The sequence below is a fragment of the Rhizobium mongolense USDA 1844 genome (genome assembly GCF_000419765.1).
Lineage (GTDB): Bacteria > Pseudomonadota > Alphaproteobacteria > Rhizobiales > Rhizobiaceae > Rhizobium > Rhizobium mongolense.
This window is the reverse complement of the sequence record NZ_ATTQ01000006.1, coordinates 213,477-226,395: the sequence shown is the minus strand read 5'-3', so window position 1 is coordinate 226,395 and position 12,919 is coordinate 213,477. Positions and strand designations below refer to the sequence as shown.

Annotated in this window: 20 protein-coding genes; 12 read left to right on the top strand and 8 right to left on the bottom strand. The window is 61.4% G+C overall.

The annotated features are described in order from the left end of the window. Nucleotide 1: 1 nt before the first annotated feature. Both A3C3_RS0113490 and A3C3_RS0113485 read right to left on the bottom strand, forming a co-directional pair. Nucleotides 2-631 (bottom strand): uracil-DNA glycosylase family protein, encoded by a 630-nt coding sequence (locus A3C3_RS0113490; RefSeq protein WP_028739620.1) that lies wholly within the window; start codon nt 629-631, stop codon nt 2-4. Beyond that, a complete protein-coding gene (locus A3C3_RS0113485) occupies nt 628-1,182 on the bottom strand; it encodes a thermonuclease family protein (RefSeq protein WP_022715136.1) in 555 nt (184 codons plus the stop codon). The genes A3C3_RS0113490 and A3C3_RS0113485 overlap by 4 nt, the downstream gene beginning before the upstream one ends. A gap of 105 nt (nt 1,183-1,287) precedes the next feature. Here A3C3_RS0113485 and A3C3_RS0113480 point away from each other — a divergent pair, with 105 nt between their 5' ends. Next, nucleotides 1,288-2,823 carry an MFS domain-containing histidine kinase gene (locus A3C3_RS0113480; protein WP_028739619.1) on the top strand — a complete coding sequence of 512 codons (1,536 nt, stop codon included), beginning with the start codon at nt 1,288-1,290 and terminating at the stop codon, nt 2,821-2,823. 45 nt (nt 2,824-2,868) lie between these two features. Next, on the top strand, nt 2,869-3,342 hold the full coding sequence (locus tag A3C3_RS0113475) for a GNAT family N-acetyltransferase (RefSeq protein WP_022715134.1): 474 nt from the start codon (nt 2,869-2,871) through the stop codon (nt 3,340-3,342). An 11-nt stretch (nt 3,343-3,353) separates the two neighbouring features. Here A3C3_RS0113475 and A3C3_RS0113470 read toward each other — a convergent pair whose 3' ends face one another. Next, nucleotides 3,354-3,746 (bottom strand): diacylglycerol kinase, encoded by a 393-nt coding sequence (locus A3C3_RS0113470; protein ID WP_022715133.1) that lies wholly within the window; start codon nt 3,744-3,746, stop codon nt 3,354-3,356. A 122-nt stretch (nt 3,747-3,868) separates the two neighbouring features. After that, a complete protein-coding gene (gene cobT, locus A3C3_RS0113465; protein WP_022715132.1) occupies nt 3,869-4,885 on the bottom strand; it encodes a nicotinate-nucleotide--dimethylbenzimidazole phosphoribosyltransferase in 1,017 nt (338 codons plus the stop codon). Between the two features lie 155 nt (nt 4,886-5,040). Between cobT and A3C3_RS0113460 the strand changes: the two genes are divergently transcribed. The 10 genes from A3C3_RS0113460 to A3C3_RS41465 all read left to right on the top strand — a co-directional run bounded on the left by A3C3_RS0113460 (nt 5,041) and on the right by A3C3_RS41465 (nt 9,492). Further along, nucleotides 5,041-5,823, top strand: coding sequence for an adenosylcobinamide-GDP ribazoletransferase (locus A3C3_RS0113460; RefSeq protein WP_022715131.1), 783 nt, complete (start codon nt 5,041-5,043; stop codon nt 5,821-5,823). An 18-nt stretch (nt 5,824-5,841) separates the two neighbouring features. Next, nucleotides 5,842-6,051, top strand: a complete 210-nt coding sequence (locus tag A3C3_RS0113455) for a DUF1289 domain-containing protein (protein WP_022715130.1) — start codon at nt 5,842-5,844, stop codon at nt 6,049-6,051. After that, nucleotides 6,048-6,749: a TIGR02281 family clan AA aspartic protease gene (locus A3C3_RS0113450; RefSeq protein WP_022715129.1), complete on the top strand. Its 702-nt coding sequence runs from the start codon at nt 6,048-6,050 to the stop codon at nt 6,747-6,749. The genes A3C3_RS0113455 and A3C3_RS0113450 overlap by 4 nt, the downstream gene beginning before the upstream one ends. Nucleotides 6,750-6,959: 210 nt before the next feature. Next, nucleotides 6,960-7,283 carry an ArsR/SmtB family transcription factor gene (locus A3C3_RS0113445; RefSeq protein WP_022715128.1) on the top strand — a complete coding sequence of 108 codons (324 nt, stop codon included), beginning with the start codon at nt 6,960-6,962 and terminating at the stop codon, nt 7,281-7,283. Continuing rightward, nucleotides 7,280-7,711: an SRPBCC family protein gene (locus A3C3_RS0113440; RefSeq protein WP_022715127.1), complete on the top strand. Its 432-nt coding sequence runs from the start codon at nt 7,280-7,282 to the stop codon at nt 7,709-7,711. Before A3C3_RS0113445 ends, A3C3_RS0113440 begins: the two co-directional genes overlap by 4 nt. 44 nt (nt 7,712-7,755) lie before the next feature. Next, nucleotides 7,756-7,983: a hypothetical protein gene (locus A3C3_RS0113435; protein ID WP_022715126.1), complete on the top strand. Its 228-nt coding sequence runs from the start codon at nt 7,756-7,758 to the stop codon at nt 7,981-7,983. 3 nt (nt 7,984-7,986) lie between these two features. Then, nucleotides 7,987-8,445, top strand: a complete 459-nt coding sequence (locus A3C3_RS0113430) for a DUF1801 domain-containing protein (RefSeq protein WP_022715125.1) — start codon at nt 7,987-7,989, stop codon at nt 8,443-8,445. A gap of 9 nt (nt 8,446-8,454) precedes the next feature. Further along, on the top strand, nt 8,455-8,910 hold the full coding sequence (locus A3C3_RS0113425; RefSeq protein ID WP_022715124.1) for a DUF1801 domain-containing protein: 456 nt from the start codon (nt 8,455-8,457) through the stop codon (nt 8,908-8,910). Between the two features lie 99 nt (nt 8,911-9,009). Further along, nucleotides 9,010-9,219: a hypothetical protein gene (locus A3C3_RS0113420; RefSeq protein WP_022715123.1), complete on the top strand. Its 210-nt coding sequence runs from the start codon at nt 9,010-9,012 to the stop codon at nt 9,217-9,219. A gap of 36 nt (nt 9,220-9,255) precedes the next feature. Next, nucleotides 9,256-9,492: a hypothetical protein gene (locus tag A3C3_RS41465; RefSeq protein ID WP_145611823.1), complete on the top strand. Its 237-nt coding sequence runs from the start codon at nt 9,256-9,258 to the stop codon at nt 9,490-9,492. Nucleotides 9,493-9,568: 76 nt separating this feature from the next. On the opposite strand, the gene A3C3_RS0113410 is transcribed toward A3C3_RS41465, so the two are convergent. From A3C3_RS0113410 to A3C3_RS0113395, 4 genes are all read right to left on the bottom strand, one after another. Then, nucleotides 9,569-10,330, bottom strand: a complete 762-nt coding sequence (locus A3C3_RS0113410) for an ABC transporter permease (protein WP_022715122.1) — start codon at nt 10,328-10,330, stop codon at nt 9,569-9,571. Continuing rightward, a complete protein-coding gene (locus A3C3_RS0113405) occupies nt 10,327-11,253 on the bottom strand; it encodes an ABC transporter ATP-binding protein (RefSeq protein WP_022715121.1) in 927 nt (308 codons plus the stop codon). Before A3C3_RS0113405 ends, A3C3_RS0113410 begins: the two co-directional genes overlap by 4 nt. A 104-nt stretch (nt 11,254-11,357) precedes the next feature. Continuing rightward, nucleotides 11,358-12,179, bottom strand: coding sequence for a sulfite exporter TauE/SafE family protein (locus A3C3_RS0113400; RefSeq protein WP_022715120.1), 822 nt, complete (start codon nt 12,177-12,179; stop codon nt 11,358-11,360). Between the two features lie 337 nt (nt 12,180-12,516). After that, the gene (locus A3C3_RS0113395) at nt 12,517-12,867 is read right to left on the bottom strand and encodes a VOC family protein (RefSeq protein WP_022715119.1); all 351 of its coding nucleotides are present in this window, start codon (nt 12,865-12,867) and stop codon (nt 12,517-12,519) included. Nucleotides 12,868-12,919 lie beyond the last annotated feature (52 nt).

Genomic DNA, 12,919 nt, shown 5'->3' with positions numbered 1-12,919 from the left:
TTCAGGATATGAGCAATTTTACTCTGTCCCGCAGCACCGGAAGCAGTTCCTCTTCGAACCAGGGATTGCGCTTCAGCCAGCCGCTGTTGCGCCAGCTCGGATGCGGCAGCGGCAAGACCGCCGGACTGCGGTTTGAAAACAGCGTCTCGCGCCACGCCTTCACGGTTTCGGTCATGGTCGGCTTGCGCAATCCGCTCATATGCCATGCCTGGGCATATTGGCCCACGGTGAGCACAAGCTCGATCTGCGGCATCCGATCGATGACGCTCTGGCGCCAGAGCGGCGCGCATTCCCGTCGCGGCGGCAGGTCGCTGCCCTTGGGGTCGTAGCCCGGAAAACAGAAGCCCATCGGCACGATCGCGAACCGCTCTACATCGTAGAATGTCTCGCGCTCCACCTGCAGCCAGTCGCGCAGACGGTCGCCGGAGGCATCGTTGAAGGGAATGCCGCTTTCATGCACCCTGAGGCCTGGCGCCTGGCCCGCAATCAGGATGCGCGCGGTGGACGACATCACGACGACCGGCCGCGGCTCGTGCGGCAGCCGATCGTCGGCCCGCAGCGGCCGATCGCGGCAGATGCGACAGTGCGCAATTTCGCTGTGCAGCGCGGCAAGCGCCGCTTCGCCCGTCACTGCCATCCCGTCACCTGCCCGCCAAGCCGCCTCGCATCCTCGAATCCCGATTGCCTGCGCTCATGGTCGCGCACGTCGCGCGGCCGCTCGAATGTCCCCGCCCAGAGACCTGCCCTTTGCGCCCGCGCCCTCTCCTCTTCCCGCTCGTAGTTCCCATAGGCGACGGCCATGCCCCTTACCACCATCTCTCCGTTAAGATCGATGCCGCCGCTCCGGCAGACGACGAGCAGCCGATCGTACTGGTCCCGTCCAGCGCCGCTGCATCGGGTATCGCGTCGAGCCACCAGACCCTGCAATGCCTCTTTTGCCTCCCGGCCGCAGGCCCATCGCCTTCCGCCCCGCTCGCAGCTCTGGTTGAGCTCCGGCGCATCGATGCCCTTCAGCCGCATGCGTTCGGCACGCATCGTCAGGCTATCGCCGTCTGCCGCATGAAATTCGCCGGCGTGCACGGTATCGGGCTTGTCGTTGAGCTTTGCGGCGACCAGCCAGATCAGCGCGAGCATTGCGAAAGCGGTGACACCATCGCGTATCGTTCTGAAACCACGCGCCACGCTTTCGCCTCCTTGAAAAACAAACCGTTGGCAAAAATGGCAAACAACTTCTTAAGAATTGCGGGTTACGGTGGAACCATCCGCGGATCAAGTATCATTGTGCACATGAGTACCGGCGTTAGCACATCGACCGATAAGATTATCGTCGACAAATCCCGCAGTCACCGCAACAAGCCTGTCTCCAGGGCTGTGCGGCAGACGCGCGAGCGGCTGCAATCCGGCCATTCCTCCGCCGCCGCCTTCGATCGGGACGCGCTCAGGATGTATATGAGCGCCTTCATTCAGGGCGCGTCGATCATGCCGCTCTTCGTCATCATCATTGCGGCCCTCGGCATCTATTTCACCGGCAACACACAAATCTTCCTCTGGGCCGTACTGACGCTGACGGCCTATGCGGCAAACATCTTCCTCGTGCGCCGCGCCCGCAAAAAGGAGATAACTGTGGAATCGGCGCGCAAATGGCGCCGCGTCTTGCTTTTCGGCCAGCTGATGATCGGCAGCTGCTGGGCCGTTTTTGCGCTTCAGGAGTGCGACGCCTGCGATCCCTCCGGCTTCATCCTTTTTAAGGGCGCGACGCTTCTCATCGCGCTTTCCGTTACGGCAATGTCGAATTTCATGCTGACGCCCGCCGTGCTCGTTGCCTTCGCGCCCTCCGTCGTAGCACTCGCCGCAAAGGCCGGCATCTCGCGCGACCTCCTTGAGCTGAGCCTCGCTGCCGTTTTCACGACGACCATCATTTTCTTCAACTACATCAGCGACCGCCTCTTCCAGTCGAACCTCAAGATCCTCTCCTTCCAGTCGGAAAAGGACGACTTGATCGCCGAGCTCGAAGTCGCGAAATCCATGTCCGACGAAGCGCGCCGGCGGGCGGAAGAGGCAAACCTTGCCAAGTCGCGCTTCCTCGCCTCCATGTCACATGAGCTGCGCACGCCACTGAACGCCATCCTCGGCTTCTCCGAGGTGATGTCGGCCGAGGTCATGGGCCCGCTGAACAACCCGACCTACAAGGAATATACGAACGACATCCACCGCTCCGGCCAGCATCTGCTGAACCTCATCAACGAGATCCTCGACCTATCGCGCATCGAGGCCGGGAAATACGAACTCATCGAAGAAGCGATCTCTCTCCTTGATATCGCGGAAGATTGCATCGGCATGGTGCAGTTGCGTGCCAGGGGCAAGAACATTTCCATCACCCAGCAGTTCGAACCGGAGCTGCCGTCTGTCTGGGCCGACGAGAAGTCGTTGCGCCAGGTGGTGCTGAACCTGCTGTCAAACGCAGTGAAGTTCACGCCGCAAGGCGGTGAAATCCATGTCAAGGTCGGCTGGACGGCAGGCGGCGGCCAGTACATCTCCATCAAGGACAACGGCCCTGGCATTCCCGAGGACGAAATCCCCGTCGTGCTCTCCGCCTTCGGCCAAGGCTCGATCGCCATCAAGAGCGCCGAACAGGGCACCGGCCTCGGCCTGCCGATCGTCCAGGCGATCCTTGCCAAGCATGACGGCCAGTTCGTCCTGAAATCAAAGCTGCGCGAAGGCACCGAAGTGATCGCCATCCTGCCTGCCAGGCGCGTGCTGCAGAGCCTGCCGGCCGTCGAGGAAGCGCAGCCTGTTTCTCGCAAGCGCAAGAGCTTCGCTTAATCTCGGCAGTCTGCACGAAACCAGGTGGACAGATCAGTGCAAACGATGTTGAGCGTCAGAGAAGAAAGTCCGCGGCAAGATGACGTGGCGTCGCTTCTCTTGCTGTCCGATACGGTTGCGGCCTCGCTCTATCCCGGCGAGTATCGCAGGCCGCTCAATCCGGAAACATTGTCCGCACCACATATTTCCGTCTTTGTCGCACGCACTGGCGATCTTTCCGCAGCAGGGTGCTGCGCGCTCTTCGACGATCATGATGGCACGGCTGAACTCAAGCGGATGATCGTGGATCAGAGATTCAGACAGCGGGGCGTTGGAAGAGCCCTGTTGCAAGCCGTGGAATCAGCGGCCTTGTCCAAAGGAATTCGCCTTATCAAAATGGAAGTCGGTATCAGGAATACGGATGGACAAAACCTGTATCGTTGGGCCGGATACAAGGAGCGCGGGCCCTTCGGCGCCTACAGGCCGTCACCGATCAGCCTGTTCTTCGAGAAAGCGATCAGAGAAAATCCTGATGCCTGACGCCATCCGCCTCAGGCAAAGACGATCGCAATGAGATGCGTGCCGATCGTGACGAGAAGATAAAGCCCGCACGCCGCAATCGCGCAGAGGACGGCAAAGGAGCCAAGATCCTTCGCATGTTTGCCGACCATCGAGATTTCCGGCGAGATGCGGTCGATCACCTCCTCGATCGCCGTATTCAGCGCCTCGACGGCAAAGAGCACCAGAAACAGCACGACGGCAATCATCATTTCCCACAGAGATGCACCGACAGCGGCAAGCAGGATCAGCGAAACGGCGGCAAAAAGCAGCTCCTGCCGGAAAGCCGATTCCTTGATCAGGCGCTGGAAGCCCGCCCAGGAATAGACGGCGGCAGCGAAGAAATGGCTCACACCCGTCAATTTGCCTATGGCAGGTTTGGTCAAAGCACGCCCTCGTCTTGCAGTCGGCGGCGGCCGCAGCCGCCGTCCATCGATCAAAATGCGAATACCGGTTCCAGGCTTACGCCGCAAGCACCCGTCATCCGTCTGACACAAAGCTGCAGCGCTCAGTGTTTGTTGGTAACGCCCGCCTGTGAGAATGTCGCCATTCCGGAATGGCAGGCCGCGGCGGCCTTCACGATGCCGGCGGCAAGTGCCGCACCCGTCCCCTCGCCAAGCCGCATGCCGAGCGCCAGAAGCGGCGTTTTGCCGAGCATCTCGATCGCCCTGAGATGCCCCGGTTCGCCGGAGACATGACCGATCAGGCAGTGGTCGAGCGCCGACGGATTGGCCGCCTGCAGGATGGCGCCTGCCGCCGTCGCCACATAGCCGTCGATCAGCACCGGTATCTTTTCGACGCGCGCGGCAAGAATGGCGCCAGCCATTGCCGCAATTTCGCGGCCGCCGAGGCGGCGCATGATTTCCAGCGGATCGTTCAGATGGTCGCGGTGCAGCTCGACAGCGCGCTCGACGGCTGCCACCTTGCGCTCCAGCATCTCGCCCTCGGAACCGGTTCCCGGGCCGACCCAGTCGCGCGCCGAGCCGCCGTAAAGCGCGTAATTGATGGCCGCAGCGATCGTCGTGTTGCCGATCCCCATCTCGCCGATGCAGAGCAGGTCCGTGCCGCCCGCAATTGCCTCCATGCCGAAGGCCATGGTCGCCGCGCAGTCGCGCTCGGAAAGTGCTGCCTCTTCTGTGATGTCGCCGGTCGGATAGTCGAGCGCCAGATCGAAGACCTTCAGCCCGAGATCGTAGGCGACGCAGATCTGGTTGATCGCGGCACCACCGGCGGCGAAATTCTCCACCATCTGCTGCGTCACCGCCGGCGGAAAGGGTGTGATGCCCTGTTTCGCCACGCCGTGATTGCCGGCGAAGATCGCAACCAGCGGCCGGTTGACGGCCGGCGCCCTGCCCGTCCAGGCGGCCAGCCAGAAAGCGATCTCCTCGAGCCGCCCGAGCGCGCCCGGCGGCTTCGTCAGTTGCGCGTCGCGCTCGCGCGCTGCCACCAGCGCCCGGGTATCCGGTCCCGGCAGATCGCGCAGCAGCGCACGGAAATCGTCGAACGGCAGGCCTGAAACGCTCATGAATGCGGCTTCCTTGTATTTGCTTCTGTCCGGAGATCCGGGGCCAACTTGTCTTTTGCAGACAAATCGGCTTCTTTCGTCGCGACTCTATTAAAGGCAGCGGCCAGGCGTCACAACTCCCAAAGCGTCGCACCTTCATGCATGAAGTTGAGGACATGAACATCAAGGCCTATGCGCTCGACACCGCCCGCGCCGTCGCTTTCCTGAGCCGGCTTCCCGTGCCGCAATGGGTCTTTTCCGCAGACGACGGCAAGCTCAGCCGCACGGTACGCGCCTTCCCGCTCGCCGGGATTCTGATCGGCCTTCTTCCGGCCCTCGTCTTTCTCATTCTCCTTGGCCTGCGCGCAGACCGTCTGATGGCGGCATTCGTCGCATTCGCCGTCCAGACGCTCATCGGCGGCGCGCTACACGAGGACGGGCTCTCCGACACTGCCGACGGCATCGGCGGCGGACGCGACCGCGATCACGCGCTGGCGATCATGAAGGACAGCCGCATCGGCAGCTACGGCGCGATTGCCCTCGTCTTCTCGCTAGCACTTCGCGCCGCAGCGCTTGCCGCCATCGCCCGCGAGGTCGCCCCGCTTGCCGCCGCCTTCGCTATCCCCGCGGCCGCCTGCCTCAGCCGTGCCGCCCTCGTCTGGCACTGGCACCGTCTGCCGCCCGCAAAGACGGACGGCATCGCCGCCTCCTCGGGACAGCCCGGCGAAAGCGCAATGCATGTCGCGGTCGTGTCCGCCTGCCTCTTTTCGGCCCTTCTCGTCTGGCCGGCGCTCGGCCTGCTGGCCCTTGTCTGCAGCCTGCTTGCAACCGGCATCGCGGTCATCGCCTTCACGCTTTATATCCGCCGCAAGCTTGCGGGCCATACGGGGGACACGCTCGGCGCCGCCCAGCAGATTTCCGAAATCGCAGCCTTCTGCGCCCTTGCCACGGCCTTGTGAAATCACGATATTCCGCTCATGCAAACGCCCTGCATCCACGTATGCTCGATCGATCCCGCAACCGGCTTTTGCACAGGTTGCGGCCGCACGCTTCAGGAGATCGGCAACTGGATGTCCTATTCGGATGAGGAAAGGCAGCGCATCATGACTGTCCTTGCCGCGCGCCTCTTTGCCGAACCGGCGGCGCTGGTTCGCGAGGCGGCCCCAATGCCGGAGCACCGCTCATGAACCGGCTCGGGCTCTTCCTTCTGATCCTCGCGATCGGCCTTGCGGTGCTCGTCTACAACCACGACAGCGACCGCGTGCTCGGCATGAACATCGACGATTTCGGGCGCATGGTCTATCTCTTGCCGATCGTGCTGATGCTCTCTGCCGGCATCTGGGCAAGCCGCCGCAGCGCCGGCGAAACCATGCGCAACCTGATGATCTGGCTGGTCATCATCCTGGCCCTCGCAACCGTCTATCTCTACCGCCAGGACCTGTTTGGCGTCGGCAACCGTCTGCTTGCCGGCCTCGTGCCCGGCCGTGCCGTCGTCGTCACCACCAGCGAGGGCAGCAGCGAGATCATCCTGCACAAACTGCTGAACGGCCATTTCGAGGCCGACGTCTCCGTCAACGGCCAGACGATCCCGATGCTCGTCGATACCGGCGCCAGCATGGTGGCCTTGTCGCATACGGATGCCGAGCGGATCGGCATCATCCCTGAAAACCTCACTTATTCGATGACCGTCATGACGGCGAACGGCCGCGCCCGCGCCGCGCCCGTGACGCTCGACCGCATCGCCATCGGCCCCATCGTGCGCACCGACGTCGCCGCTAGCGTCGCCGAAGACGGCGCGCTCGACCAGAGCCTGCTCGGCATGAGCTTCCTCCAAACGCTGGGTTCCCTGCAGATGCAGACGGATGAGCTCAGGATGCGCGACTAGGCGGCGCAATAGCAGCAACGGGACGCGCTTCGCCTCATTGCCGCGGCCATGTATCATCGGTGACGACAATGCACAACGCATAGCCAACGGGGTATGGTAAATTCGCGGATGCCTATTCGGCGATCGGCATCCCGCCTAGCGTTTCGGCTTGACTCACTCATACCTCTGCGACTATACGTCAATCAATAGTCAACGGGGTATAGATCCCAAATGTCGAACGCTCCCGATATGCTCTTCAGAACGCTCGCCGATCCGACCCGGCGGGCTCTCTTCGAGCGGCTGTGCCGCGAGGGAGAAAAGACGGTCGGGGCCTTGACGGCCCGGGCCGGGGTCTCCCAGCCGGTCGTCTCAAAGCATCTGGGCGTCCTGAAGCAGGCCGGGTTGGTGCGCGACCGCCACGAGGGCCGCCATACCCATTATAGCGCGCAGCTCAGTGCCTTGGCTCCGCTGATCGACTGGACAAGCCAGATGGCGGGCTTCTGGCAGAGCCGGTTCAACGACCTCGAAGATCTGCTCAAAAGGATGGACCAGTGAACAAAGCCGCGACCGAATCGCTTTCCGTCATTGTCGAACGGGAGCTTCCTTTTCCGCCGGAAAAGATCTGGCGCGCGCTCACGCAACCACACCTGATCGAGGAGTGGCTCATGAAGAACGACTTCAAGCCTGACGTGGGCCACCGTTTCAATCTTCGCGGAGACTGGGGCGGCGTGCTGGACTGCGAGGTCCTCGCCGTCGAGCCGAACAGAACGTTGTCCTACACTTGGAATTTTGCGCACAACGATGCGGCCTATAGTCTGCAGAGCGTGGTGACCTTTACGCTCACCCCAACGAGCACGGGGACCCACCTGCGCATGGAGCAGTCGGGCTTCCGGCCGGATCAGAAGCAGGCTTACGGGGGCGCAAAGGCAGGGTGGCAGCAGTTCTTTGCAAACCTGGAGCAGGTCTTGGCGCTGGCAGACTGATGTCTTTCGCGTTGCGCTTCGACTGATACTCAGAGGAGGTACCATTGAAATGGAATAATTGGATTCGGCAGTTCCACCGCTGGGTGTCTATCGCCTTTACGGCGACCGTCATCGCCAATTTCGTCGCTATGGGAATGGGAGAACCTCCCAGCTGGGTCGTCTACGCGCCACTGCTGCCGCTGTTTTTGCTCCTGTTCACCGGTCTCTACATGTTCGTGCTGCCTTACGCCACGAAGTGGCGCAGCGCGCGAAGCGTCAGCGGAAAGGCATGAACAATGGACCGCAAGAAGTCAGCGAAGGCCGCAAAGGAAACCACAGCCAAACCGGCCTCCACAGAACCAGTCCTCCTCTCAGGCGGCAACCCTCAGATCGCCAAGGGCTACGGCGACGCCCCCGTGCAGGCCTACGTCGCGGCCATGCCGGGCTGGAAGAGCGATGTCGGACGCCGCCTCGACGCGCTCATCGAGCGCACCGTCCCCGGCGTGCGCAAGGCGGTCAAATGGAACTCGCCCTTCTATGGTGTCGAGGACCATGTCTGGTTCCTCAGCTTTCATTGCTTCACGAAATACGTGAAAGTGACGTTCTTCCGCGGCGCATCGCTGCGCCCTCTTCCGCTCGGCCAGTCCAAGCATAAGGACGTGCGCTATCTCGACATCCATGAGGACGAACTGGACGAAGCTCAGTTCGCCGACTGGGTGAACCAAGCCAGCCAGTTGCCTGGCGAACGACTGTGAGCGAACACCATGATGAAAGCGACAACCACCATGAAGAAGAACGCCGTGAAGGAAGCAGAACCAGAAGCCTCTCCGTCTCAGCTGATCGATGCGAAAGTAGCGGCGCTGGGCGATTGGCGGGGCAAGACGCTCGCCAGGCTCCGAAGCCTCATCAAGGAGACCGACCCCGATGTGGTCGAGGAGGTAAAATGGAGAAAGCCCTCGAACGTGTTCGGGGTTCCCGTGTGGGAGCATGCCGGCATCATCTGCACCGGCGAGACCTATAAGAATGCCGTGAAGTTGACCTTCGCCAAGGGCGCCTCGTTGGAGGATCCTTCAGGCCTCTTCAACTCCAGCCTCGAAGGCAACACGAGGCGTGCCATCGATTTCCATGAGGGCGACGAGATCGATGAAAAAGCGTTGAAGGCGCTCGTCCGCGCCGCCGTGGCGCTGAATACCTCCCAGAAGAGACCAAAGAGCGCTTGAGGAGCAGCACATAGCGTCAACGCCCGGCTCTATATTCTTCAACCCATGGAACCTTGCGTCCCGCATCCGGGTTGAAAGGATTGAAAGGAGGCGCTGTTCATGGATAATCCCTCGAAGCAACTCGCGGACGAATATTTACGCCTGGGCGGCCATCGCCGCGCGGTGATCGACGATAACATCGTATCCACCCGCTGCTGGGAAAAAGATACACCCGAGGCCGCTCAATTCTGGAAAGACCGCATCGACACGCTGGATGCCGCCCACCGCAGGCAGGTCGTATCCTTCCTGCCGACCATCAACAGGATCTGATTGCCGGCCGGCGCATTCTTGCAAAGGACGCCGATCATGTCGAACAGCGCCAAGACCGGCGGCACGCCGGCGTTTACCGGCATCAGCCGCGCACGCTTCGGTAAATCGGTCGAAAGCCAAGCGCAAATCGATGATGCTGCGACGGAAGCTTCCGCCGCAGCGGGCGATGGCGAAGCGTTCAATGTCTGTCTCCTGGTCCTGCTCGCCGCCGGCCAACGATGTGAACTGACAAAATTTACCCTCGCAGGGCGAGGTCGTGGTCGTAGCCCGTGAGCATGGCAGGCGTGACCTAGAGCGTGGCGTATCGAAGGCGACGTCGCCGTCAATATCATCCGCCCGGCGCAGGCACTCAGTTCCGCAGCCGGTATCCCGTCTTGAAAATCCAGCCAAGTGTCGCAAGGCAGATCGCCAGGAACATGGCGATCATCCCAAGGCTGAGCAGCGGATTGACGTCGGCGATGCCGTAGAAGCTCCAACGGAAACCACTCACCAGATAGAGCACCGGATTGAAGTGGCTGACGGCCTGCCAGAAGGGCGGCAGCATGTTGATCGAATAGAAGCTGCCGCCGAGGAAGGTCAGCGGCGGCACCACGAGCATCGGGATCAGGTTCAATTGCTCGAAGTTGCCTGCCCATATGCCGATCATGAAGCCGAACAGGCTGAAAGTGACCGCCGTCAGCAGGAAGAACAGGATCATCATGAAGGGATGCTCGATCCTGACCTCCACGAAGGCATTGGCCGTCAGAAGGATAATGAGCCCGATCAGCAGCCCCTTGGTGGCCGCAGCTCCCACATAGCCGAGCAGGATCTCCGTCATCGCAACCGGCGCCGACAGCACCTCGTAGATCGTGCCGGTGAATTTCGGAAAATAGATGCCGAAGGAACCGTTGCCGATGCATTGCCCGAGCAGCGTCAGCATGATGAGCCCCGGCGTGATGAAGGCGCCGTAGGAAACGCCCTCCACCTCTTGGATGCGCGAGCCGATCGCCGCGCCGAAGACGATGAAATAGAGCGAGGTGGAAATCACCGGCGAAAAGACACTCTGCAGCAGCGTGCGGCGCGTGCGCGCCATTTCGAAGAAATAGATCGACTTGATGGCTTCGAAGTTCATTTCGTGCCTCCCACGAGCGCCACGAAGATATCCTCGAGCGAACTCTGCCGCGTCGAAAGATCCTTGAAGTGGATGTTCTGCGCCGCAAGCCGGGTGAGGAGCGCCGCGATGCTCTCCTGCTCGCTATGCGCATCGAAATCGTAGATCAGCCGGTTTCCGTCGGGTTCCAGCGACAGGCCGTTTCCGGAGAAACAGTCGGGCAGCTCGTCCAGCGGTTCGGCAAGCTCGAGGATCAGCTGCTTGCGGCCGAGCTTCGTCATCAGCGCGGTCTTGTCCTCGACCAGCAGCAGTTTGCCGCCGTTGATCACGCCGACGCGGTCGGCGATCTCTTCGGCCTCTTCGATGTAATGCGTCGTCAGGATGATGGTAACGCCGGACTCGCGCAGCCTTTCCACGACGCGCCACATATCCTTGCGCAGCGTCACGTCGACGCCTGCCGTCGGCTCGTCGAGGAAGAGGATCTCCGGCTCGTGACTAAGCGCCTTGGCGATCAGCACGCGCCGCTTCATGCCGCCAGAAAGCTCCCGCAGCATATTGTCCTTCTTGTTCCACAGCGAAAGGTCGCGCAACACCTTCTCGATGTGCGCCGGGTTCGGCTTCTTGCCGTGCAGCCCGCGCGAAAAGCTCACCGTATTCCAGACGGTCTCGAACTGATCCGTCGTCAGTTCCTGCGGCACCAGCCCGATCATCGTTCGCGTCGCGCGGAAATCCTTGACGACATCGTGACCGGCGACCAGCACTTGGCCGCTGCTCGGATTGACGATGCCGCAGACGATCGAAATCATCGTCGTCTTGCCCGCGCCGTTCGGCCCGAGCAGGGCAAGGATCTCTCCCTTCTCGACATCAAGATCGATGCCTTTCAGCGCCTCGAACCCGTTGGCGTAGCTTTTTTTGAGATTTCGGATGGAAATGATGGGTGCCATTGCGGATTTCTTGAGTATTTCCTCGTTTTTCGTCCGCTATATAGCCCCTTTGTTACACTTTGACATCCTGCCGGCGCTGAACAGACTATTCAGCGAAAGCCTCTTTATCCGTAGATGCTGATGAGGAACCGCGCAGCAGTTACGATCAGGAAGATGCCGAAGCCGATCTCCAATTGACGCTTGCTCATCCGGTGGGCAAGCCGCGCGCCGATCGGCGCAATATACATCGTCAGCGGAATGATGAACGCCACGGCGATCCAGTTGATGAAGCCGGTCGAAAACGGCGGCGGGCCCGATACACCCCAACCGGCCCAGACATAGCCGAACAATCCGGGCAGCGAGATCAGCACGCCAACGCCCGCGGACGTCGCCACCGCCTGGTGCATCGGCCGCGAATAGAGCGTCATGAAGGTATTGTTGAGCACGCCGCCGCCAATCCCCATCAGGCCGGAAAGAATTCCGATGCCCGTCCCGACCAGGAACTTGAATGGATTACCCGGCAGATCGCTGCCGAGCCGCCAGCTCGCGCGGTTGAACATCATGCGGAAGGCGACGAGCAGTGCGATGGCTGCAAAGATGAACCGCAAGGTCACGCTCGACGCTTCAGAGGCAATCACCGCCGCGATGATTGCGCCGAGCGGCACGGCGATGATCCAGCCGCTCAGGAGCTTCTGGTCGACCGCCCCGTGACTGCGATGCGCCATATAGGACCTGAGCGACGTCGGGACGATAATCGCAAGCGAGGTGCCGACCGAGAGGTGCATGCGCACCGCCTCCGGCACATCGAGCCATCCGAACACCTGATAAAAGACCGGAACGAGGATCGCGCCGCCGCCGATGCCGAAGAGACCGGCAAGCAGGCCCGCAACCGCGCCCGCAGCCGCCAGCATCAGTGCAAAGAGGGCAAGCTCAGAAACAGCCGGCACGCTATCTCCCCCCCTTCGAAGCAGGCCGGATTACGGAAAAGAAAATCAGCCGCAGGTTTTATTTGTCATCAAGCGGTGATCTTCTTCGCAGATAAGAAGTGTCGAGGCAAGCAACGGCTTCCGCGCCGCCGCCCATCCCTTTGCGGAACCGTTTCCAGGGCGCTCGTTACGTCCGGTTTTCGCTGCCTCGCGTATAGTAAGCAGTCATTGCCAGTCACGAACTCCTAAGAATCCGGCCTCGCGTTCCCCTGCCCGGCCGGCCCAGCTTGAGCCGGCTCCTGAGCCGGCTTTCTTTTCTTCCGCTGGAAAAGCATCCGATTCCTGCAATGCAGTGAAATTACACGTGCCTCAGGATATTCACCAGGCGGCCGAAAGGATCGCGCACGTAAAAACGCCGCACCCCCCAAGGCTCGCTCGCCGGACCATATTCCACCGCGATACCTTCGCGGATGACCCGCTGATAGACCTCATCGAGATTGTCGACTTCGATAGAGAGGTCAGGCACCGGCGTCCCGGAGCCGCCTTCGGTCGCAAAGCTGACCTGCGGCCTCGCGCTCGCATCCGCCGCATAAGTTACGATCCATCCATGATCCATGATGACATCCATGCCGAGGATGCCCTGATAGAACGCCTTGGCGGCTTCTATATCGGAAACCGCGATGTTCGCGACAATGCGTTTGACGGTCATGTCATCCTTCCTTTTGAAAAAAGCAGCCGCAGCTAAACTGCAAACCCGGCGC

What these genes read in the sequence shown, in the direction of transcription:
- A3C3_RS0113480 (WP_028739619.1), top strand. Translation starts at nt 1,288, where the DNA reads ATGAGTACCGGCGTTAGCACATCGACCGATAAGATTATCGTCGACAAA.
- A3C3_RS0113475 (WP_022715134.1), top strand. Translation starts at nt 2,869, where the DNA reads ATGTTGAGCGTCAGAGAAGAAAGTCCGCGGCAAGATGACGTGGCGTCG.
- cobT (WP_022715132.1), bottom strand. Translation starts at nt 4,885, where the DNA reads ATGAGCGTTTCAGGCCTGCCGTTCGACGATTTCCGTGCGCTGCTGCGC.
- A3C3_RS0113460 (WP_022715131.1), top strand. Translation starts at nt 5,041, where the DNA reads ATGAACATCAAGGCCTATGCGCTCGACACCGCCCGCGCCGTCGCTTTC.
- A3C3_RS0113455 (WP_022715130.1), top strand. Translation starts at nt 5,842, where the DNA reads ATGCAAACGCCCTGCATCCACGTATGCTCGATCGATCCCGCAACCGGC.
- A3C3_RS0113450 (WP_022715129.1), top strand. Translation starts at nt 6,048, where the DNA reads ATGAACCGGCTCGGGCTCTTCCTTCTGATCCTCGCGATCGGCCTTGCG.
- A3C3_RS0113445 (WP_022715128.1), top strand. Translation starts at nt 6,960, where the DNA reads ATGTCGAACGCTCCCGATATGCTCTTCAGAACGCTCGCCGATCCGACC.
- A3C3_RS0113430 (WP_022715125.1), top strand. Translation starts at nt 7,987, where the DNA reads ATGGACCGCAAGAAGTCAGCGAAGGCCGCAAAGGAAACCACAGCCAAA.
- A3C3_RS0113425 (WP_022715124.1), top strand. Translation starts at nt 8,455, where the DNA reads ATGATGAAAGCGACAACCACCATGAAGAAGAACGCCGTGAAGGAAGCA.
- A3C3_RS0113420 (WP_022715123.1), top strand. Translation starts at nt 9,010, where the DNA reads ATGGATAATCCCTCGAAGCAACTCGCGGACGAATATTTACGCCTGGGC.
- A3C3_RS41465 (WP_145611823.1), top strand. Translation starts at nt 9,256, where the DNA reads ATGTCGAACAGCGCCAAGACCGGCGGCACGCCGGCGTTTACCGGCATC.
- A3C3_RS0113410 (WP_022715122.1), bottom strand. Translation starts at nt 10,330, where the DNA reads ATGAACTTCGAAGCCATCAAGTCGATCTATTTCTTCGAAATGGCGCGC.
- A3C3_RS0113405 (WP_022715121.1), bottom strand. Translation starts at nt 11,253, where the DNA reads ATGGCACCCATCATTTCCATCCGAAATCTCAAAAAAAGCTACGCCAAC.
- A3C3_RS0113395 (WP_022715119.1), bottom strand. Translation starts at nt 12,867, where the DNA reads ATGACCGTCAAACGCATTGTCGCGAACATCGCGGTTTCCGATATAGAA.